Origin of the sequence: Streptomyces sp. NPDC090442, from assembly GCF_044769405.1 — a bacterium.
GTDB lineage: Bacteria > Actinomycetota > Actinomycetes > Streptomycetales > Streptomycetaceae > Streptomyces.
This window is the reverse complement of record NZ_JBIVXW010000002.1, coordinates 255,091-275,663: the sequence shown is the minus strand read 5'-3', so window position 1 is coordinate 275,663 and position 20,573 is coordinate 255,091. Positions and strand designations below refer to the sequence as shown.

General features: G+C 74.9%; 14 protein-coding genes. 10 read left to right on the top strand and 4 right to left on the bottom strand.

Annotated elements, in window-relative coordinates; genetic code table 11:
- Positions 1–20 precede the first annotated feature (20 nt).
- Positions 21–3,038, bottom strand: a complete 3,018-nt coding sequence (locus tag ACIQU6_RS03040) for a lysylphosphatidylglycerol synthase domain-containing protein (protein WP_403479861.1) — start codon at positions 3,036–3,038, stop codon at positions 21–23.
- 186 nt (positions 3,039–3,224) lie between these two features.
- On the opposite strand from ACIQU6_RS03040, the gene ACIQU6_RS03035 reads away from it, so the two are divergent.
- The 5 genes from ACIQU6_RS03035 (at position 3,225) to nudC (ending at position 13,394) form a co-directional block, all read left to right on the top strand.
- Entirely contained in the window at positions 3,225–3,653 is a 429-nt protein-coding gene (locus ACIQU6_RS03035) for an MGMT family protein (RefSeq protein WP_403479860.1), read from the top strand.
- A 190-nt stretch (positions 3,654–3,843) separates the two neighbouring features.
- Positions 3,844–7,266: an ATP-dependent helicase gene (locus ACIQU6_RS03030; protein ID WP_403479859.1), complete on the top strand. Its 3,423-nt coding sequence runs from the start codon at positions 3,844–3,846 to the stop codon at positions 7,264–7,266.
- 89 nt (positions 7,267–7,355) lie between these two features.
- Positions 7,356–10,973, top strand: coding sequence for a UvrD-helicase domain-containing protein (locus tag ACIQU6_RS03025; protein WP_403479858.1), 3,618 nt, complete (start codon positions 7,356–7,358; stop codon positions 10,971–10,973).
- A 10-nt stretch (positions 10,974–10,983) separates the two neighbouring features.
- Entirely contained in the window at positions 10,984–12,384 is a 1,401-nt protein-coding gene (locus tag ACIQU6_RS03020) for a dipeptidase (protein ID WP_403479857.1), read from the top strand.
- Positions 12,385–12,458: 74 nt separating this feature from the next.
- Positions 12,459–13,394 carry an NAD(+) diphosphatase gene (gene nudC / locus ACIQU6_RS03015; protein ID WP_403479856.1) on the top strand — a complete coding sequence of 312 codons (936 nt, stop codon included), beginning with the start codon at positions 12,459–12,461 and terminating at the stop codon, positions 13,392–13,394.
- 93 nt (positions 13,395–13,487) lie between these two features.
- On the opposite strand, the gene ACIQU6_RS03010 is transcribed toward nudC, so the two are convergent.
- Complete coding sequence (locus ACIQU6_RS03010; RefSeq protein ID WP_274913419.1) at positions 13,488–13,733, bottom strand: mycoredoxin; 246 nt, start codon at positions 13,731–13,733, stop codon at positions 13,488–13,490.
- A gap of 224 nt (positions 13,734–13,957) precedes the next feature.
- Between ACIQU6_RS03010 and ACIQU6_RS03005 the strand changes: the two genes are divergently transcribed.
- The 5 genes from ACIQU6_RS03005 to ACIQU6_RS02985 all read left to right on the top strand — a co-directional run bounded on the left by ACIQU6_RS03005 (position 13,958) and on the right by ACIQU6_RS02985 (position 17,769).
- Entirely contained in the window at positions 13,958–16,189 is a 2,232-nt protein-coding gene (locus ACIQU6_RS03005) for an ATP-dependent DNA helicase UvrD2 (RefSeq protein ID WP_403479855.1), read from the top strand.
- Positions 16,190–16,334: 145 nt separating this feature from the next.
- Positions 16,335–16,652, top strand: a complete 318-nt coding sequence (locus ACIQU6_RS03000) for a hypothetical protein (RefSeq protein ID WP_274913416.1) — start codon at positions 16,335–16,337, stop codon at positions 16,650–16,652.
- A gap of 117 nt (positions 16,653–16,769) precedes the next feature.
- Positions 16,770–17,120 carry a WhiB family transcriptional regulator gene (locus ACIQU6_RS02995; RefSeq protein ID WP_403479854.1) on the top strand — a complete coding sequence of 117 codons (351 nt, stop codon included), beginning with the start codon at positions 16,770–16,772 and terminating at the stop codon, positions 17,118–17,120.
- Positions 17,117–17,434, top strand: coding sequence for a hypothetical protein (locus tag ACIQU6_RS02990; protein WP_274913414.1), 318 nt, complete (start codon positions 17,117–17,119; stop codon positions 17,432–17,434). The genes ACIQU6_RS02995 and ACIQU6_RS02990 overlap by 4 nt, the downstream gene beginning before the upstream one ends.
- 113 nt (positions 17,435–17,547) lie before the next feature.
- Positions 17,548–17,769 (top strand): hypothetical protein, encoded by a 222-nt coding sequence (locus ACIQU6_RS02985; RefSeq protein WP_403479853.1) that lies wholly within the window; start codon positions 17,548–17,550, stop codon positions 17,767–17,769.
- A 3-nt stretch (positions 17,770–17,772) separates the two neighbouring features.
- On the opposite strand, the gene ACIQU6_RS02980 is transcribed toward ACIQU6_RS02985, so the two are convergent.
- Together ACIQU6_RS02980 and ACIQU6_RS02975 are read right to left on the bottom strand one after the other, a co-directional pair.
- A complete protein-coding gene (locus tag ACIQU6_RS02980) occupies positions 17,773–19,236 on the bottom strand; it encodes an ABC1 kinase family protein (RefSeq protein WP_403479852.1) in 1,464 nt (487 codons plus the stop codon).
- Between the two features lie 34 nt (positions 19,237–19,270).
- The gene (locus tag ACIQU6_RS02975; RefSeq protein WP_403479941.1) at positions 19,271–20,410 is read right to left on the bottom strand and encodes a TOMM precursor leader peptide-binding protein; all 1,140 of its coding nucleotides are present in this window, start codon (positions 20,408–20,410) and stop codon (positions 19,271–19,273) included.
- Positions 20,411–20,573: the final 163 nt, after the last annotated feature.

Genomic DNA, 20,573 nt, shown 5'->3' with positions numbered 1-20,573 from the left:
AAACCCCTGGCTCGGTCGCTTCAGATCTCGCCCCGGCGGGAGAGGAAGGTGAAGGCGATCCACCCCGGCAGTACCGGGAGCCAGAAGGTCATCAGGCGGAACAGCAGCACCGCGGGCAGGGCCGTGTCGGCGGCCAGTCCCGAGAACGTCAGCGCGCCCCACAGCGCACCCTCGACGGCGCCCACACCGCCCGGCGTCGGGGCCGCCGAGCCCAGCGCGTTGCCGGCGAGGAAGGCGACCGCGATGGTCGCGTAGCTGAGCTGATCGCCGCCGAACGCCCGGATCGAGGCGTCCAGGCACATCACGTTCGCCGCCGTCAGCAGCAGCATTCCGCCGATGCCGGTGACCAGCTTCCGCGGCCGCTGGAGGATGTCCAGCATCCGTGGCACCACGCCGGCGAACAGCGACCGCACCCGCGTGACCACGAACTTCCGCAGCACCGGCACGGCCGTGACGATCAGCACCAGCACGGCGACCGTCAACAGACCGGCGATGACCGTACGGGACGGCGTGATGTCCTGGGTGTGTTCGGTGCCGGTCAGATAGCCGAACGCCAGCAGCAGCATGATGTGGCTGCCCAGCCCGAAGAGTTGGGACGCGCCGACGCTGGCCACCGCCAACCCGGGGCGCACCCCGGCCCGTTGGAGGAAGCGGGTGTTCAGCGCCACGCCGCCGATCGCCGCGGGCGCCACCAACTTCACGAAGTTGCCGGCGATCTGCGCGATGACCGTCTTGACGAACGGCACCTTCTCCGTGACGAACCCCAACAGGCTCATCGCGGCCGCGGGGTAGGTCAGTGCCGAGAAGACCATCGCGACCACGACCCACACCCACCGGGCCTTGCTGATCACGTCGTTCAGGTCGAAGTTGCTCAGCTGAGACAACAGCAGATAGGCCGCGAACGCACCGGCGATCCAGCTGATCAGGATGCGCGGGCTGAGCCGCTCCAGCTTCGCCGGCTCGATGACCGCGGTCGGTCGGATCAGCAGCACCTGGCGGCGGATCTGGGCCAGCAGGTCCTCCTCCCTGACCTCCTCCGACGCCTCTTCCAGGGCCCGCTTCTCGGCGTTCTTCTCCGCGTTCCGCTCGGCCCGCAGCGCCTTGCGGTCCTTGGGGGCCTCGGCGGCGTGGGCCTCCCGGGCCTCCTTCACGGCCTGCGAGGCGGCCAGCACCGCCTCCCGCTCCCGTTGGGCCCGCTCCCGGGCCCGTTGGCGCAGGGTGGCGCGGGTGGTGCGGCTGAGCGCGATCGGCTGGAGCAGCGGCAGGCTGTCGGCCACCGCGTCCGGGCCGAGCACCTCGACGGCCGCGGCGACCGCCCGTTCGGCACCGACCCGCAGTCCGCAGGTGGCCAGCAGTTGGGCGATGTCCATCCGCAGCACCAGATCACCGGCGGCGATCTCGCCGCCGCGCAGGTCGGTGAGCACGATGCTGCCGGAACGATCCACCACCAGGGCGTCCCCGACCAGCCGCCGGTGCGCGATCCGCCGCGACTGGAGCGCGGCCACCTGGCGCCAGGCGCTGTGCATCAGCTCGTCGGTGATCTCCTCGTCCGCGAGCTGGTCGAAGCGGCGGCCCTCGATGTGCTCGTAGACCAGCATCACCGCGTCCGGGCCCAGCTCGGAGGTGGCGATCAGCTTGGGCGCGTTGGCCCCGGCCGCGATCGCCGCGTACGCCAGCAGGGCCTCCTGCTCCAGCGCCTGGCGCAGCGACTGGAGGCTGCGGCGCTGGTTGATCCCGCGCAGCGACAGCCGGCGCCACACCCGGTAGAAGAAGCCCTGCGCCTGCTGCTCGCGGTCCACGACGGTGACGTCGATCGGTGCGTCGTCCTCCAGGGCGACGAGGTAGCGCCGGCCCCGGTCGGCGTGGTCGGGGCTGCCGTCCTCCGCGCGCATCGCGCTGACCGGCCGGAAGCCGACCCGCCGCAGACCGGCCAGGAGGTTCTGGCCCGTGGGGCGGACGTTGGGGGAGCCGACGGCGTAGAGGGTGCCGAACGCGACGGTCCAGCCGATGAGGATGGTGACCACGATCGCGAACGGGGTGGTGTACCGCCCGATGAGCACCGCGAACGCGTCCAGCAACAGGACGCACCACATCGCCACCCGCCAACGCGGCCGCCGCGACATCCCGACCGCCGTCATGTAGGCGATCACCGGCGCCAGATAGCTGTGCACCGGCGCGGAGAGCGACCCGTTGGCCAGCGGCTGGGTGAGCGCGCTGCGGATCGAGGCGGGGGCGGCCTCGGCCACCCACAGGTCGGTGGCGAGCGACACCCCGTGCGCCAGTACGGCGGCCAGCACGCCGTCGGCGATCCGCAGCCCGTCCCGTTTGATCAGGCGCTCCACGGCGTAGGCCACCGGCACGATCAGCACCAGGACGCTGGAGGCCAGCCCCGCGAGGTTGATCAGCAGCGGCGGCGCCGCTCCGGCGCCCTGCCCGATGTCGTTCTTCAGGCCCTGGGTGGTGCCGTGCGCGAACGTCGCCAGCGCCAGCACCAGCGCGATCCCGGCGATGCCGAGGAGCAGCCGGAGCAGGTCGGCGGGGCGGTGCACCCGGGCGGGCAGCAGCGGCTCGTCCACCGCGAGCCGGTCGACGTGGAACTCGCCGCTGTCCTCGGGACCGCCCTCGGCACGGTGCGCGCCCGTACGGGGCGGCGGCCCGCCCCGGGGGGTGTCGTCCGCGGCCTTGTGGTGCTCGGGCCGCTCGTCCGGCTGCGCAGCGCCCTGGTCCTTCTCCTCAGTCCGCCGGTCGGGCTCGTGCCGCTCGGGTGGCTCGGGCGCCGTGGGCCGTCCTGGCCTCGCGGACGCCTCGGGTCGTTCGGCCTTCTCGATCGTGCTCGCCTTTTCGGTAGCGGGAGCCGTCGCCGGCTCCCGTTGCTGCGTCCCCGGTGTCGCCGCCCGCGGCCCCTGCGGCTGCGCGGTCCCTGCGGTCGGTTCCGGGGTGGTGCCGGTGTCGCCGGCGGCCAGCACATCAGGGGCGCCGGCCTCCCGTGGAGGCACCGCACCCTGCTGCTCGGCCGTCTCTTCTTGATCTCGTATCACCAGTCACCGTCCGGAAGATGGTGGCACGGCCGTCCGGTCCGGGGAGGCATCAGGGTGCATTTGGGGGCCACGGAAAGCGGAACCGCGGCCACCGCACCGGGGCCCCGCCGCCCTCCGGGCCTCTCCGGCCGGCGCGGGACCAGGCGTCCAAGCCCATTGTCGGTGCTGTGCGGCAGGATGGGCCGAATGAAGGGGACCGGAGACATGGACAGCGCCGGCGCCGCCGGTGACCGGGCCGCGCCGGAGGCCCTGCCGGACTACGCGGAGCGGGTCCTCGGCGTCGCCGAGGAGATCCCGCCCGGCAGGGTCATGACCTACGGGGACGTCGCGGAGTGGCTCAAGGACGAGGACCATCCCGAGGGCCCGGCACCGGGCGGCCCCCGCCAGGTGGGGCGGGTGATGGCCCTCTACGGCAGCGTGGTGCCCTGGTGGCGGGTGGTCCGCGCGGACGGCGTGCTGCTCCCCGGCCACGAACTGCGCGCCCTGGCCCACTACCGGGACGAGGGCACGCCACTCAGGGGCGCCTCGGCGGCCACCGAGGGTCACATACCGCGGATCGACATGCGGCGGGCGCGGTGGGACGGCGACGCCGCGTCCGGGGACGAAGGACGCTAGGGCGCTTCCGACGGGTCAGGGTTCGGACGGGCTCCAGGGCACGCGCTCGGGGGCCGGCCGCCCGACCCGGTACGGTCGATGGGGCCGTCGCCCCGGCCGCGTCCCGCCGCGGACGCCCGGACGGGCCCGGCGCACCGGCGGCACCGTCCGCACCCCGACCAGCACCTCCCTCCCAGGACCGGCGATCAAGTTGAGCTCCTCCCTTCCGGCCGTTCCGTCGGCGCAGCCCCGCGAGGCCGCGCGGCGGGGCGCCCCCGGCGCGTACCGCCTGGTGCGCACCCCGCCGGAGCGGACCGCGCCGCCGGCCCTGGACGCCGCCCAGCGCGCCGTGGTGGAGCACCGGCAGGGGCCGCTGCTGGTCCTCGCCGGGCCGGGGACGGGCAAGACCACGACGCTGGTGGAGTCGGTGGTGCGCCGCGTGCGGGCGGGGACGGACCCCGAGCGGATCCTCGTCCTCACCTTCAGCCGGAAGGCCGCGGTGGCCCTCCGGGACCGGCTGGCCGCCCGCCTGGCCGACGAGGGGGGCGGGCCGTCCGCCGCCCGCCGGCCCGACGCCCCCCAGGCCACCACCTTCCACTCCTTCTGCTACGCCCTGGTCCGCGGTCACCAGGACGCCGACCTCTTCGCCGACCCGTTGCGGCTGCTGTCCGGCCCCGAGCAGGACCTGGTCGTCCGCGAGCTCCTGGAGGGCCAGGCGGAGCTGGCCGGTGACGGCCGCGCCCGGGTGGGCTGGCCGGACGAGCTGCGGGCCTGCCTGACCACCCGGGGCTTCGCGGACGAGGTCCGCGCGGTGCTGGCCCGCAGTCGCGAACTGGGCCTGGGACCCGACGCGTTGGGCGACTTCGCCCGCCGCACCGGCCGCCCCGACTGGCGGGCCGCGGCCGCCTTCCTAGCCGAGTACCTCGACGTCCTGGACGCCCAAGGGGTGCTGGACTACGCCGAGTTGGTGCACCGCGCGGTGCTGCTGGCCGAGCGCCCCGAGGTCGCCGCCCAACTGGTCGGCGCCTACGACGCGGTCTACGTGGACGAGTACCAGGACACCGACGCCGCCCAGGTGCGGCTGCTGCGGGCGCTCGCCGGCCACCGGGGCGCGCCGGCCGCCCCCGGTTCCCCGGGCCGCACGCTGCTGGCCTTCGGCGACCCGGACCAGTCGATCTACGCCTTCCGCGGGGCCGACGTCAACGGCATCCTCGACTTCCCGGAGACCTTCCGGCGCGCCGACGGGGCCCCCGCCCCGGTGGCCGTGCTGCGCACCTCCCGGCGCGCCGGCGCCGCGCTGCTGGCCGCCACCCGCCTGCTCACCCGCCGGATGCCGCTCACCCGGCTCCCCGCCGAGGCGGTCCGCGCCCACCGGGAGCCCGCCCCCGTCCGGGACGGCGGCCGGGTCGAGGTCTTCACCTACCCGACCCCCGGGGCCGAACTCGACAACATCGCCGACCTGTTGCGCCGCGCCCACCTCGAACGCGGCGTGCCCTGGCGCGAGATGGCCGTCCTGGTGCGCGCCGGGGGGCGCTCGATCCCCGCCGTGCGCCGTGCGCTCACCGCCGCCGGGATCCCCCTCGACATCGACGGCGACGACCTCCCGCTCCGCCACGAACCGGCCGTCGCGCCGCTGTTGACGGCGCTGCGGGTGGCGGCCGGCGTACCGGGTGGGCCCGCGTCCGCCGCACCGTTGGACTCGGCACCGGAGGCCCCGGACCCCGCGGACGTCGCGTCCGAGCGGACGGCCGCCCTCCGCGTCGATCCCGAGACCGCCATCGACCTGCTGAGCTCCCCGTTGGGCGGGCTGGACGCGGCCGATCTGCGGCGGCTGGGCCGGGCGCTGCGCGAGGAGGAGCGGGCCGCCGGCCACCCGGTGCCGCCGCCCTCCGACGAGCTCATCGCCCGCGCGCTGGCCGAGCCCGAGCGGCTGGTGGCCCACGACCCCGGCCACGCCCGCGGCGCCCAGCGGCTCGGCCTGCTGCTGCGCAAGGCGCGGGAGTTGCTCGCCGGCGGCGGGACGGCCGAGGAGGCGCTGTGGGAGCTGTGGAACGGCACCCCCTGGCCGGCCCGGCTGGAGCGGGCCGCCCGGCGCGGCGGGGCCGCCGGGCGCAACGCCGACCGCGATCTGGACGCGGTGGTCGCCCTGTTCGAGACCGCGGCCCGCGCCGAGGAGCGCACCGGCGGCCGCGGTGCCCGGAACTTCCTGGAGGAGCTGGCCGCCCAGGACATCGCCGCGGACACCCTCACCCGCCGTACGGTCCGCCCGGACGCGGTCCGTCTGATGACCGCGCACCGCGCCAAGGGCCTGGAATGGCGGCTCGTGGTGGTGGCCGGAGTCCAGGAGGGACTCTGGCCCGACCTGCGCCGCCGCGGCTCCCTCCTGGAGGCGGACCGGATCGGCCGGGACGGCCTGGCCGAACCGCTCACCCCGGGTGCCCTGCTCGCCGAGGAGCGCCGGCTGTTCTACGTGGCCGCGACCCGGGCCCGCGAGCGCCTGGTGGTCACCGCCGTCAAGGCCGCGGCCGAGGACGGCGACCAGCCGTCCCGGTTCCTGACCGAACTCGGCGTCACCCCCCAGGACGTCACCGGCCGCCCCCGCCGGCCGTTGACCGTCGCCGCGCTCGTCGCCGAACTGCGCGCCACCACCGTCGACCCGGACGCCGGTCCCGCGCTGCGCGACGCCGCCGCCCAACGGCTGGCCCGGCTGGCCGCGTTGCGCGACGACGAGGGCCACCCCCTGGTGCCGGCCGCGCACCCGGACAGTTGGTGGGGGCTGGAAGAGCCCACCCACAACTCCGTCCCGTTGCGCGACCGCGACCGCCCCGTGGTGCTCTCCGGCAGCGCCCTCGACCAACTGGCCAACACGTGTGCCCTCCAGTGGTTCCTGGGGCGCGAGGTGAAGGCCGACGCCCCGGCCACCGCCGCCCAGGGCTTCGGCAACGTCGTCCACGTCCTCGCCGACGAGGTCGCCTCCGGGCGCACTCCGGCCGACCTGACCGTCCTGATGGCGCGCCTGGACTCCGTCTGGGACGCGCTCGCCTTCGACGCCCCCTGGAAGTCCCGCCAGGAGAAGGACCAGGCCCGCGCCGCCCTGGAGCGCTTCCTGCGCTGGCACGTCATGGAGCGCGAGAGCCTCGGCCGGGACACCGTGGCCACCGAGCACGGCTTCGACGTCACCCTCGCCGCCGGCGCCTACGAGGTCCGCATCCGCGGCAGCATGGACCACGTCGCGCGCGACGCCGAGGGCCGCGCCTACGTCGTCGACTTCAAGACGGGCAAGCAGAAGCCCACCGGCCCCGAGGTCGCCCGCCACCCGCAGCTCGCCGTCTACCAGCTCGCGGTCCGCGAGGGCGCCCTCGACGACGCCTTCGACGGACAGCGGCCGGAGGCCGGCGGCGCCGAGCTGGTCCACCTGCGGCTGGGCGCGCCCCGCAAGGAGGGCGGCGAGGCGTTCCCGGCCGTCCAGGCGCAGCCGCCGCCGGAGGGCGACTGGGTCGGCGAGCTGCTCGCCACCGCCGCCGGCCGCGTCCTGGAGGAGCGCTTCACGCCGACCACCGGCGCGCACTGCACGCACTGCGCCTTCCGGGCCTCCTGCAGCGCGCGCCCCGAGGGCCGGCAGATCGTCGAGTGAGCCGCCCCACACCCGCCGTCGTACCGCGCTGACCTGCGCCGACGGCGGCCGGGGCGGGACTGTCGGTGGCGGCCGTTACGGTGTCCGATGTGGCAGCTCACCTCACCGACCCCGAGCAGCTCAAGGAGCTGCTGGGCATCCCGTTCACCCCGGAGCAGACGGCGTGCATCACGGCGCCGCCCGCCCCGCAGGTCATCGTGGCCGGGGCCGGTTCGGGCAAGACCACGGTGATGGCCGCGCGGGTGGTGTGGCTGGTCGGTACCGGCCAGGTCGCCCCCGAGCAGGTCCTCGGGCTGACGTTCACCAACAAGGCGGCGGGCGAGCTGGCCGAGCGGGTCCGCGCGGCCCTCCTGGCGGCCGGCGTCACCGACCCCGACCCCCTCCCGGGCGTGGCCGCCGGCGCCGAGCCCCCCGGGGAGCCGCGGATCTCCACGTACCACGCCTTCGCCGGCCAGCTCCTGAAGGACCACGGCCTGCGCATCGGTCTGGAGCCCAGCGCCCGCCTGCTCGCCGACGCCACCCGCTTCCAGCTCGCCGCCCGCACCCTGCGCGCCGCCCCCGGCCCGTATCCCTCGCTCACCACCTCGCTGCCCACCCTCGTGGAGGACCTCCTCGCCCTCGACGGCGAGCTGTCCGAGCACCTGGTGGACCCGCCCGCCCTGCACGCCCACGACACCGCGCTGCTCGCCGAGTTGGAGCGCGCCAAGCTCAGCAACGCCGATCTGCGCAAGGTCCCCGAGGCCGCCCGCGGCCGGCTGGAGCTGCTCGACCTCGTCGGCGCCTACCGCCGCGAGAAGCGCCGCCGCGACCTGCTGGACTTCGGCGACCAGATCGCCCTCGCGGCGACGCTGGCCACCACCCGCCCGGAGGTCGGCGCGCTGCTGCGTGAGGAGTTCCGCGTCGTCCTCCTCGACGAGTACCAGGACACCTCCGTCGCCCAACGGCTGCTGCTCGCCGGCCTGTTCGGCGCCGGCGCCGGTCCCGCCACCGGGCACGCGGTCACCGCCGTCGGCGACCCCTGCCAGGCCATCTACGGCTGGCGCGGCGCCTCCGTCGCCAATCTGGACGACTTCCCCGCCCACTTCCCGTTCGCCGACGGCACCCCGGCCCGCCGCTTCGCGCTCAGCGAGAACCGTCGCAGCGGCGGCCGCCTCCTGGACCTCGCCAACGGCCTGGCCGCCCCGCTGCGCGCGATGCACGCCGGCGTCGAGGCGCTGCGCCCGGCCCCCGGCGCCGAGCGGGACGGCCAGGTCCGCTGCGCCCTGCTGCCCACCCACGCCGAGGAGCTCACCTGGCTCGCGGACTCCCTCGCCCACCTGGTCCGCACCGGCACCCCGCCCGGCGGGATCGCGGTGCTGTGCCGCTCCGCCGCCGACTTCGCGCAGATCCAGGGCGAGTTGGTGGCCCGGGACGTCCCGGTGGAGGTCGTCGGCCTCTCCGGGCTGCTCCACCTCCCCGAGATCGCCGACCTGGTCGCGGTCTGCGAGGTCCTCCAGGACCCGACGGCCAACGCCTCCCTGGTGCGGCTGCTGATCGGCCCCCGTTGGCGGATCGGCCCGCGCGACCTGGCCCTGCTGGGCCGCCGGGCGCGCACCCTGGCCCGCCCCGGCACCCCCGCCGACGACGACCCGGAGCGCCGCCTGGCCGCGGCCGTCGAGGGCGTCGACCCGGCCGAGACGGTCTCCCTCGCCGACGCGCTGGACACCTTCCTGGAGGCCGGCGGCCCGGACGACGGCCTGCCGTTCTCCCCGGAGGCCCGGGTCCGCTTCGCCCGGCTGGCCGCCGAACTCCGCGATCTGCGGCGCGCGTTGGCCGACCCGCTGATGGACGTGCTGCACCGGATCCTGGCCGTCACCGGCCTGGAGGTCGAGCTGTCCGCCTCGCCGCACGCCCTGGCCGCCCGCCGCCGGGAGACCCTGGGCACCTTCCTGGACCTCGCGGCCGGCTTCGCCGCCAAGGAGGGCGGCGCGGCCCTCGACGGCGAGGCCACCCTGCTCGCCTTCCTGGGTTTCCTGCGCACCGCCGTCCAGTTCGAGAAGGGCCTGGACAGCTCGCTCCCGGGCGGCGAGAACACCGTCAAGGTGCTCACCGCCCACAAGTCCAAGGGCCTGGAGTGGGACGTCGTCGCGGTGCCCGGCCTGGTGACCAAGCAGTTCCCCAGCGAGCAGGCCCGCGAGTCGTGGACCGGCCGCGCCAAGGTGCTGCCGCACCCGCTCCGCGGGGACGCCGCGACCCTGCCCGAGGTGGGGGAGTGGACCGCCCGCGGGGTGAAGGACTTCAAGGAGGCGATGCGGCACCACCAGGAGACCGAGGAACTCCGCCTCGGCTACGTCACGTTCACCCGCCCCCGCTCCCTCCTCCTCGGCTCCGGCCACTGGTGGGGCCCGAGCCAGAAGCGCCCGCGCGGCCCGTCCGCCTTCCTCACGGCGCTGCGCGAGCACTGCGAGGCGGGCCACGGCGAGATCGAGGTCTGGGCCGACCAGCCCGAGGAGGGCGCCGAGAACCCCGCCCTCGCCGAGGCCGCCGCCGACCGGCCCTGGCCGCTGCCCCTGGACGAGGACGCCACCGCCCGCCGCCGCGCGGCCGCCGCCACCGTCCGCGCCCACCTCGCCCACCAGTCCCCGGAGGCCGCCCCGGCACCCCCGGCCCCCGGGTACGACCCGGAGTGGCCGCCGCCCCCGGAGGACGAGGAGTGGACGGCCGCCTACGAGGACGATCCGTTCCCGCCGCCCCCGGAGGACGACCCGTACGAGGAGGCCCCGTACGAGGACGGGTTCCCGCACGAGGGCGAGCCCCCGTACGGGGCGGACGCCCCGGCCGCCGAGCCGTACGCCGACGGCCGCCGCCCCCGCCTCATCGCCCAGCGCTCCGCCGAGCCCGACCCGGCCACCCTGGAAGGCGTTGTCGACGGGACGGCCGTCGCGGGCGCCCCCGACGGCACCGCCGGCCAGCAGGACCCCCCGCTGCTCCCCGAGGAGCGTCGCCTCGCGGCGTCCTGGGACCGCGATCTGACGGCGCTGGCCGCCGAGTTGCGCAGCTCCCGCGCCCGGGTCCGCGATGTCCCGCTCCCGGCCTCGCTCACCGCCACCCAGCTCCTCCAGGTCGCCGCCGACCCGGACGGCTTCGCCCGCGAGCTGGCCCGCCCGATGCCGCGCGCACCGCAGCGCGCCGCCCGCCGCGGCACCCGCTTCCACGCCTGGGTCCAGTCCCGCTTCGAGGAGCTGCCGTTGCCGCTGCTCGGCCCGGACGAGCTCCCGGGCGCCGAGCCCGGCGAGGAGCCGGAGATCGCCGACGAGCAGGACCTCCAGGCGCTCAAGGAGGCGTTCGCCCGCAGCCCGTACGCCCGGCGGGCCCCGTTCCGGGTGGAGGTCCCGTTCCGTATGACGCTCGCCGGAAGGGTGATCCGCGGCCGGATCGACGCGGTCTACAAGGAGCCCGGCCCGGACGGCGACCGCTTCGAGATCGTCGACTGGAAGACCGGCCGGAACCTCCCCTCGGGCGCCGGCGGCGCCGACCCCCTCCAGCTCGCCGTCTACCGCCTGGCCTGGGCCGAGCGGTACGGCCTGGCCCCGTCCGAGGTCGGCGCCGCGTTCCTCTTCGTCCGCACCGGGGAAGTGGTCAGACCGGCCCGACTACCAGGCCGGGAGGGGCTGGAGCGGATCTTGCGGGGCGAGACCGCCGGCCGGTATCCCCCGGAAGGCCGATAGGCTCGGGCGTATGAGCACCACCCCGGACAACGCCGTCCGCGCGTACATCGCCGGCCACCGCGACGCCTTCCTCGACGACCTCGCCCAGTGGCTGCGCATCCCCTCGGTTTCCGCCGACCCCGACCGCGCCGCCGACGTGCGCCGCAGCGCCGAGTGGCTCGCCGCCAAGCTGGCCGAGACCGGCTTCCCGGTGACCGAGGTCTGGGAGACCGGGGGACTGCCCGCGGTCTTCGCCGAGTGGCCCGCCGGGGACCCGTCCGCCCCCACCGTGCTCGTCTACGGCCACCACGACGTCCAGCCCGCCGCCCGCGAGGACGGCTGGCACACCGACCCCTTCGAGCCGCAGACCGTCGACGGGAGGCTGTACGCCCGCGGCGCCGCCGACGACAAGGGACAGGTGTTCTTCCACACCCTGGGCGTCCGCGCGCACCTCGCCGCGACCGGCCGCACCGCCCCCGCGGTCAACCTCAAGCTGCTCATCGAGGGCGAGGAGGAGTCCGGCTCGCCGCACTTCCCGGCCCTGATCGAGCGGCACGCCGACCGCCTGGCCTGCGACGCGGTGATCGTCTCCGACACCGGGATGTGGTCCAGGGACACCCCCACCGTCTGCACCGGCATGCGCGGGCTGACGGACTGTCAGATCGACCTGTACGGGCCCGACCAGGACATCCACTCCGGATCGTTCGGCGGCGCGGTGCCCAACCCGGCCACCGAGGCGGCCCGGCTCGCTGCCGCCCTCCACGACGCCGACCGCAGGGTCGCCGTCCCCGGCTTCTACGACGGCGTGATCGAGCTCACCGACCGCGAGCGGGAGCTCTTCGCCGAGCTGCCCTTCGACGAGGAGGGCTGGCTGCGCACCGCGCACTCGCACGCCACCCTCGGCGAGGCCGGCGCCACCACCCTGGAGCGCATCTGGGCCCGTCCCACCGCCGAGGTCAACGGCATCGCCGGCGGCTACCAGGGCCCCGGCGGCAAGACCATCGTCCCGTCCTCGGCCCAGTTGAAGCTCTCGTTCCGGCTGGTCGCCGGCCAGGACACGGACGCCGTCCAGCAGGCCGTCCGCGCCTGGGTCGCCGAGCGGCTCCCGGCCGGCATCCGCCACGAGATCACCTTCTGGGGCGCCACCCGCCCCTGCCTCACCCCGCTCGACCACCCCGCGCTCCAGTCCGTGGTCCGTGCCATGGGCCGGGCCTTCGAGACGGAGATCCGCTTCACCCGCGAGGGCGGCTCCGGCCCGGCCGCCGATCTCCAGGACGTCCTCGGCGTCCCGGTCCTGTTCCTGGGCATCTCGGTGCCCTCCGACGGCTGGCACGCGCCGAACGAGAAGGTCGAGCTCGACCTGCTGATGAAGGGCGTCGAGACCGCCGCCCACCTCTGGGGCGACCTGGCGGACGCCTGGCGCCCGTCCTGACCCGCGCGCACCGCCGTACCGCTCCGCGCCGCACGCAGCAATCACCCACGCCATAGGGGGAGTTGGAAACAGCAGTGACCACCTGGACCGACCGCACGGCCGACCGGCCGATCACCTTCAGCGCGCCGAGCGGCGTCGACCGCAGTGCCCACCACCGTCTGGACGAGGCATGGCTGGCGGCGGCCTGGAGCCACCCGACGACGCGGGTCTTCGTCGTGTCCGGGGGGCAGGCGCTGATCGACGACACCCCGGACGGCCGCACCGAACTGATCATGACGCCGTCCTTCGAGGCGCCGCTGACCGAGGCCCACCGCTACTACCTCGGCACCGACGAGGACGGGGTCAGCTACTTCGCGCTCCAGAAGGACGCGCTGCCCGGCCGCCTTGACCAGTCCGCGCGCGCCGCCGGACTGCGCGAGGCCGGGATGCTGCTCTCCCCGCGGGACGCCGGTCTGCTGGTGCACGCCGTGGCGCTGGAGAACTGGCAGCGGATGCACCGCTTCTGCTCCCGCTGCGGCGAGCGGACGGTCATCGCGGCGGCCGGCCACATCCGCCGCTGCCCGGCCTGCGGCGCCGAGCACTACCCGCGCACCGACCCGGCCGTGATCATGCTCGTCACCGACGACCAGGACCGTGCCCTGCTCGGCCGCCAGGTCCACTGGCCCGAGGGGCGTTTCTCCACGCTCGCCGGCTTCGTCGAGCCGGGCGAGTCCATCGAGCAGTCGGTCGCCCGCGAGGTCTACGAGGAGGCCGGGGTCGTCGTCGGCGACGTCGAGTACGTCGCCAGCCAGCCCTGGCCCTTCCCCTCCAGCCTGATGCTGGGATTCATGGCGCGCGCCACCTCCTCGGAGATCCAGGTGGACGGCGAGGAGATCGAGGAGGCCCGGTGGTTCTCCCGCGACGACCTGGCCGCCGCCTTCGCCTCCGGTGAGGTCCTCCCGCCCTACGGCATCTCCATCGCCGCGCGGCTCATCGAGAAGTGGTACGGCAAGCCGCTGCCCAGGCCCTGAGCCGCACGGCCCGGGCCGCGGGCGCGATCGGGCCGCCGACCGGCTCCCTCACCGGACCGGTCGGCGGCCCCGCCATGGTGGTGCGCCGGGCCCTCAGGCCGCGGCGACCTTCTCCTTGACCTGCGCCAGGGACGGGTTGGTCAGCGTCGAACCATCGGCGAAGAGCACGGTCGGCACCGTCTGGTTGCCGCCGTTGGCCTTCTCCACGAACGCTGCGGACTCCGGGTCCTGCTCGATGTTGATCTCGGTGTAGGCAATGCCCTCGCGGTCCATCTGGCCCTTCAGCCGACGGCAGTAACCGCACCAGGTCGTGCTGTACATCGTCACAGTGCCCGCCATGTGCCCTGCGCTCCTTCGGGGGTCGTCTCGATTGTGATCACGTGCCACGCGCGTCCTTCCGACACCGTGGCACCGATGAGCACAACGCCCACCGGCCCCCAACCATTCCCGATCGGCCCGCCGCCGCGCCACCGCCGTCCCCACCAGCGCCCACCGGTACGACCGCTCCCGGGCGCTGTGGACGACGTTCTCGGGTGCCCCCGCGGACCTGGCAGCATGGCGGGGTGACAGCAGCAACGGACGCCACTCTCTTCCCGCAGGTTCCGGCGACGGCCGACGCGGTGCTCGACGGGCTCGACCCCGAGCAGCGCGAGGTCGCCACGGCCCTGCAGGGGCCGGTGTGCGTCCTGGCCGGCGCCGGCACCGGCAAGACCCGCGCGATCACCCACCGCATCGCGTACGGCGTCCGGGCCGGGATCCTCCAGCCCGCCAGCGTGCTCGCGGTCACCTTCACCGCCCGCGCCGCCGGCGAGATGCGCGGCCGGCTCCGACAGCTCGGCGCGGCCGGCGTGCAGGCCCGCACGTTCCACTCCGCGGCCCTGCGCCAGCTCCAGTTCTTCTGGCCCCGGGCGGTCGGCGGCGAGCTGCCGCGGCTGCTGGACCGCAAGGGCCCGCTGGTCGCCGAGGCCGCCGCCCGCTGCCGCCTCAAGCTCGACCGCAACGAACTGCGCGACGTCACCGGCGAGATCGAGTGGTCCAAGGTCACCCAGACCGTGCCCGCCGATTACCCGGCCGCGGTCGTCAAGGCCGGCCGCGAGGCCCCCCGCGACCCCGCCGAGATCGGCCAGATATACGCCACGTACGAACAGCTCAAGCGGGACCGCGGCACCATCGACTTCGAGGACGTGCTGCTGCTCACGGTCGGCGTCCTCCAGGACCGGCACGACATCGCCGAGCAGGTGCGCGCCCAGTACCAGCACTTCGTCGTCGACGAGTACCAGGACGTCAGCCCGCTCCAGCAGCGGCTGTTGGACCTGTGGCTGGGCGACCGCGACACCCTCTGCGTGGTCGGCGACGCCAGCCAGACCATCTACAGCTTCACCGGCGCCACCCCCGACCACCTCCTCGACTTCCGGGTCCGTCACCCGCACGCCACGGTCGTCAAGCTGGTCCGCGACTACCGCTCCACCCCCCAGGTCGTCCACCTCGCCAACGGCCTGCTCTCCCGGGCCCGGGGCCGCGCCGCCGAGCACCGCCTGGAGCTGGTCTCGCAGCGCGAGCCCGACGGCGAGCCGGCGTTCACCGAGTACGCCGACGAGCCCGCCGAGGCCGAGGGCACCGCCCGCCGGATCCGCGACCTGATCGCCGCCGGCATCCCGGCGAGCGAGATCGCGGTCCTCTTCCGCATCAACGCCCAGTCCGAGGTCTACGAACAGGCCCTCGCCGACGCCGGCGTGCCCTATCAACTCCGCGGCGCCGAGCGGTTCTTCGAGCGGCCCGAGGTGCGCGAGGCCGGCGTCAAGCTGCGCGGCGCGGCCCGCTTCGGCGGCAACGACACCCTGCTGGACGGCGCGGCCGGCCTGCCGTCCGAGGTGCGCGCGGTGCTCAGCGACATGGGTTGGACCGACCAGCCGCCGGCCGGCTCCGGCGCCGTCCGCGACCGCTGGGAGTCGCTCGCCGCCCTGGTGCGCCTCGCCGAGGACTTCGCCCGGGCCCGCCCCACCGCCACCCTCGCCGACCTCGTCGCCGAACTCGACGAGCGGGCCGGCGCCCAGCACGCCCCCACCGTCGAGGGCGTCACCCTCGCCTCCTTGCACGCCGCCAAGGGCCTGGAGTGGGACGCGGTGTTCCTGGTCGGCCTCACCGAGGGCATGGTGCCGATCCACCACGCCCGCACCGACGAGCAGGTCGAGGAGGAGCGCCGGCTGCTCTACGTCGGCATCACCCGCGCCCGCCGCCGGCTGACGCTGTCCTGGTCGCTGGCCCGCTCGCCCGGCGGTCGGCCCTCGCGCAGCGCCAGCCGCTTCCTCGACGGCCTGCGCCCCGGCTCCGGCGGGTCCCGCTACCGCGCCGCCGGGGGCCCGTCCGCCGGCGGCGTCGAGCGCGGTCGCGCCGCGGCCGTCCCCGACCGGCCGCGCCGCGCGCACCGCAGCCCCGCCCGCTGCCGGGTCTGCAACCGCACGCTGACCGACCCCGGCGAGATGAAGCTGATGCGCTGCGAGGACTGCCCCTCGGAGCTCGACGAGGGGCTCTACGAGCGGCTGCGGGACTGGCGCTCCGCGCAGGCCGCGGTCACCCGCCAGCCCGCCTACTGCGTCTTCACCGACAAGACCCTGATGGCCATCGCCGAGACCGTCCCGGCGAGCGCCGAGGAACTGGCCGTCATCCCCGGCGTGGGCCGCCGCAAGCTGGACCGCTTCGGCACCGACGTCCTGGCGATCTGCGCCGGTGAGGAGCCCGGTGAGGGCGCCGCAGGGGGGCGCGCGGAGGGCGCGGAAAACTCGTTGGAAAAATAGTTTGCGCGCGCGGAGCGCATCCCCATAGCCTGCGGGAGCAACGGAAACGACGGAACTTCCGAGATCCGATGGATCCGTGCTGTACTTGAACGCCCGGATCGGGATTTTCCCGGTCCCCAAAGACGCCGAGAGGAGGCGAGACCCCGTGATCAGCTTCATTGAGACCAACAAAATGACCGATCTCTCGGTCGTCGCCCCCTGCGCTCTCGGCGTTTCGCTCCTTGGTACCGGTCTGTCCGGCTCCGGCCGCCTGTCCGGTATTGAGGTCGCGCGTCCCGAGGCCCTCGCCGTCCCGACGGCGGGCGAGCGCGTCGCGCGACCGACCGAGGCACCCGCGGCAGCGGTAACGACGGCGAATTCCTTTGCCCTCGTGACGGCGGCCCATGGTGCCGAATCCCGGAAGCAGTACCAGCACGACATGTGGGCCTACCGCGGCCTCGAACCCTGGAGAGATCCAGCCTGATCGGCGATCAGGTCGGCACCTTCCAGGGCCGCGGAACCCACACCGGGATCCGCGGTCCTTTTGTTTTGCCCAACGCGCCCGCCACCCAGGGCCGCAACAGACGAGGAACACACACCAGTGCAACTCAAGACGCACACCCCGTCAGCCACCGACCTGATCCCTCCGCCTGACCTCCAGGAGAACCCCTTGTTGCCCCTCACCGAGCTCGACGACGAGATCGACCGCCTCGGCACCGCCGTCCCCTGCCGCACCTACGACCCCGAGGTCTTCTTCGCCGAGTCCCCGGCCGACGTCGAGTACGCCAAGACGCTGTGCCAGACCTGCCCGGTGCGCGAGGCCTGCCTGGCCGGTGCCAAGGACCGCCGCGAGCCGTGGGGCGTGTGGGGCGGTGAGCTCTTCGTCCAGGGCGTCGTCGTACCGCGCAAGCGTCCGCGGGGCCGTCCGCGCAAGAACCCGGTCGTGGCATGAGCACCGCGCGCACAGGAACGATCGACCGTCCCGCCACCCGGGACCCCCAGAAGCAGGACCCCACGATGACCCCGTCTTTCACCGAAACCCCCGCACCCGCGAACTCCGGCGCGCTGAAGTCGCGTCAGAACAGGAACCTCGCCATGCAACTCATGCCAGAAGCCCTGGCCAGGGCTCATGTGGAGCAACGCCTCCAGGAAGCCGAGTCCGAACGCAGGGGGCATCGGCTCGCCGCCGCGCGGAGGATGCAGCGGCGCGCCGAGCGCGCGTCGCTGCGTGCCCGCCGGGCGCTGGCCATGGCCGTGATGCAGTGACCGGACACCCCGGCACCGCGCACTGAACCGCCCGCGCCACGGGGCCCGTTCGACCGGACGGGCCCCGTACTGCGTTGCGTCCCGGTTCACGACTCCTGCGGGGATATCGTCGGATGGTGGACCAGAAGACGCATCAGACGCGGCAACAGGCGGAGTTGACCTCCGACGGCACGGTCGACGGCACGGTGTGTGCGCGCTGCGGCGCGGTGGCCGAGGGCTCCCCGCCGACCTGGAGCTGCTCGGTCGAGAACGGCGAACGCCGGTACTTCTGCGACCGCTGCGCCCGGGACAACATCCGTGCCATCGAGGGTCGGCTGGACTCCGACTGGTGGTGACGGTCAGGCCGGGCGCTCCGCCGGGCTCCCGGCGGCGCCGTCCGCGCCCGCCTCCCGCGCGGCCGCGCTCGCCCCGACCTCGTCCTCGCCGGTCGCGTCCTCCTCCGCCGCCGCGTCCTCCTCGTACGCGTCCGGCAGGAAGCCCGGCAGCCACGCCTCCAACTCGTCGCGCAGCCGCACCGTGGCCCCCAACTGGCACAGCACCCCGATGGTGCTCAACGTCACCCGGTGTATCAGGAGGTAGGAGGGCGGGAGGTTGAGCTGCTTGCCCAACTGGTGGGCGGGGGAGCGCAGATCGCCGATCCGGGCCGCCTGCTGGCGCATCCAGCCCCGGGTGAAGGTGAAGGCGTCCGCCTGCGCGGGCTCGATGATCGGCAGCAGGTACTCCAGCACCGCGTCGGGATCCAGCGCGATGGACTCCTTGACGAACCCCTCCTCGCACAGCATGCGGTAGACCGCGTCCGCCTCGCCGTCCAGCGCCATCCGCAGCGAGGCGCCGATCGTCGGCGGCAGCCCGTCGGGCAGCCGGTCGACGGTGCCGAAGTCCAGGACGCCCAGCCGCCACTCCGCCACCGGGCCGTCCGGCGACTCCCCGGGCAGCAGCCGGAAGTTGCCCGGGTGCGGATCGGCGTGCAGCAGGCCGGTGCGCGCCGGGCCGGAGAAGAGGAAGCGCGCCAGCAACTGCCCGGCCCGGTCCCGCTGTTCCTCGGTGCCGTCGGCGATCACCTCGGACAGCGGCACCCCCGCCAACCACTCCGTCACCAGGACCTGGTCGCCCTGGTGCACCACCACCGGCACTACCACGTCGGGATCGGCGGCGAACTCCGCGGCGTGCGCCTGCTGGGCCTCGGCCTCCAGGGAGTAGTCCAGCTCCTCCGCGACCCGGTCGCGCAACTCGGTGATCAGCGGCTTGACGTCCATGCCCGGGATCAGCGGCCCGAGCAGCCGGGCGAACCGGCTGAGCTGCGTCAGGTCCGACAACAGCGCCGGGCCCGCCCCCGGGTACTGCACCTTGACGGCCACCTCGCGGCCGTCGTGCCACACCGCCCGGTGCACCTGCCCGATGGACGCCGCCGCGGCCGGCTTGTCCTCGAACTCCGCGAACAGCTCCCGCCAGTTGGTGCCCAGTTGCTCGGCCAGCACGGCGTGCACGGTGCTCGTCGGCATCGGCGGCGCCGCGTCCTGGAGCTTCGTCAGCGCCGCGCGATAGGGGCCGGCGATCTCCTCGGGCAGCGCCGACTCGAAGACGGACAGCGCCTGACCGAACTTCATCGCACCGCCCTTCAACTCGCCGAGCACCTTGAAGAGCTGCTCCGCGGTGCGCTGTTGGAGCTCGCGGCCGACGATCTCGGCGGACCGGCCGCCGAGCCGTTTGCCCAGGCCCCAGGTGGCACGGCCGGCGAACCCCAGTGGCAGCGCGGCCAGCTTGGCGGTGCGGGTGACCGCCTTGCGGGGAAGATCAGACATGCGCCCCTCCAACTCACACCGTCCCCTACCGGGGTTACCCGGTCATTGTTGCGTGTCGCGGCCGAGGAACCGAGGCGTCCGCCGCGCCCCGCTCCGCGGCGGCACCGCAGCCGCAGTCGGGATGCGGGGCGATCCGCACCGTCCGTACGCTCGCACACGGCAGCGGCAGTTCCATCCGCGCCCCCGTGCACGGCGGTGGTTCGCCGTCGAGGAACGCCAGCGCCTGGACGGCGGCGAGCCCCGCGACCGCCGTGGCCAACGCGGCGTCGCAGGCCGGCACCGCCGGGGTGCCGCGCCCCGAGCGCCACTGCGCGAGCAGCCGCGGCCAGGCCGGCTCGGCGTCCGTGCGCCGGAGTTGGTCGCAGCCGGCACAGGCCGAGACGCCGGGCACCACCAACGGGCCCACCACTCCGGTGCCCTCCAGCACGCCCGCGTAGAGGTGCGGGATGCCGGCGGTGAGCAGCGGTTCGGCGAGCACGGGATCGGGGGCGAAGGCGCCGAGGCCGTCGCGCGGGGCGAGCACCACGAGGGAGATGCCGGGCTCGCCGGACTCGGTGACCGGGGCACCGGACCGGGCCCGGCCGCTCCACGGGGAGGACTCCCGGACCAACCGGCCGGCGGCCTCGGCCCGGCGCTCGCCGATCTGCCCGGCCGCCGGCCCGCCCGGCACCACGTCCCAGGGTGCGACCGTGCCGCCGTCCACCACGTCCACCCGGCCGACCCCCGACGCCGACAGCAGCGCCGCGAGCTGCGCGCCGACCCGCCCCGCCCCCTTCACCTTGACCCGGACCGACCCGCGCGCCCCCATCCGCGCGAGCGGTCCCGACGCGCCCCCGCGCTGCCGCACCGACAGGGCGCCCAGATCCGCCCGTAACCGCTCGGTGGCCGCGCCGTCCGCCCGCAGGGCGTCCGCCGCCGGCCCGTCCGCCGTCGGCGCCTCCAACAGCCCGGCCGCGCCGAGCCGCTCCACCACCCCGCGCGCCCGCTCCGGCGGCACGTCCAGCGCCACCGCCTCGTCGAGCAGCTGCGGCAGCGAGCGCGTGCCGTCGAGCAACTCGATGAAGCAGCCGGTCGCCACATCGACCGGCCCGACCGACCGCGCATGGGCCGGTGCCACCCCGAACCACACCGTCTCCCGGTCCCGCCAACCGCGCCGCAGCGCGGGCTTGAGCATCGGATGCATGTCTTCCGCCCCCGTTCGTTCTCGACCGGACTCCAGCATGCGCCGAGCGCCCGAGCGCGGCGGAAGTTATCCACAGGCGGCGGTCATTCGTCGTACAACGCGTGCACGCCGGGGGCGTTCAGGTGGCGAACCGTCCGAGGGGCGGGACTTCCCG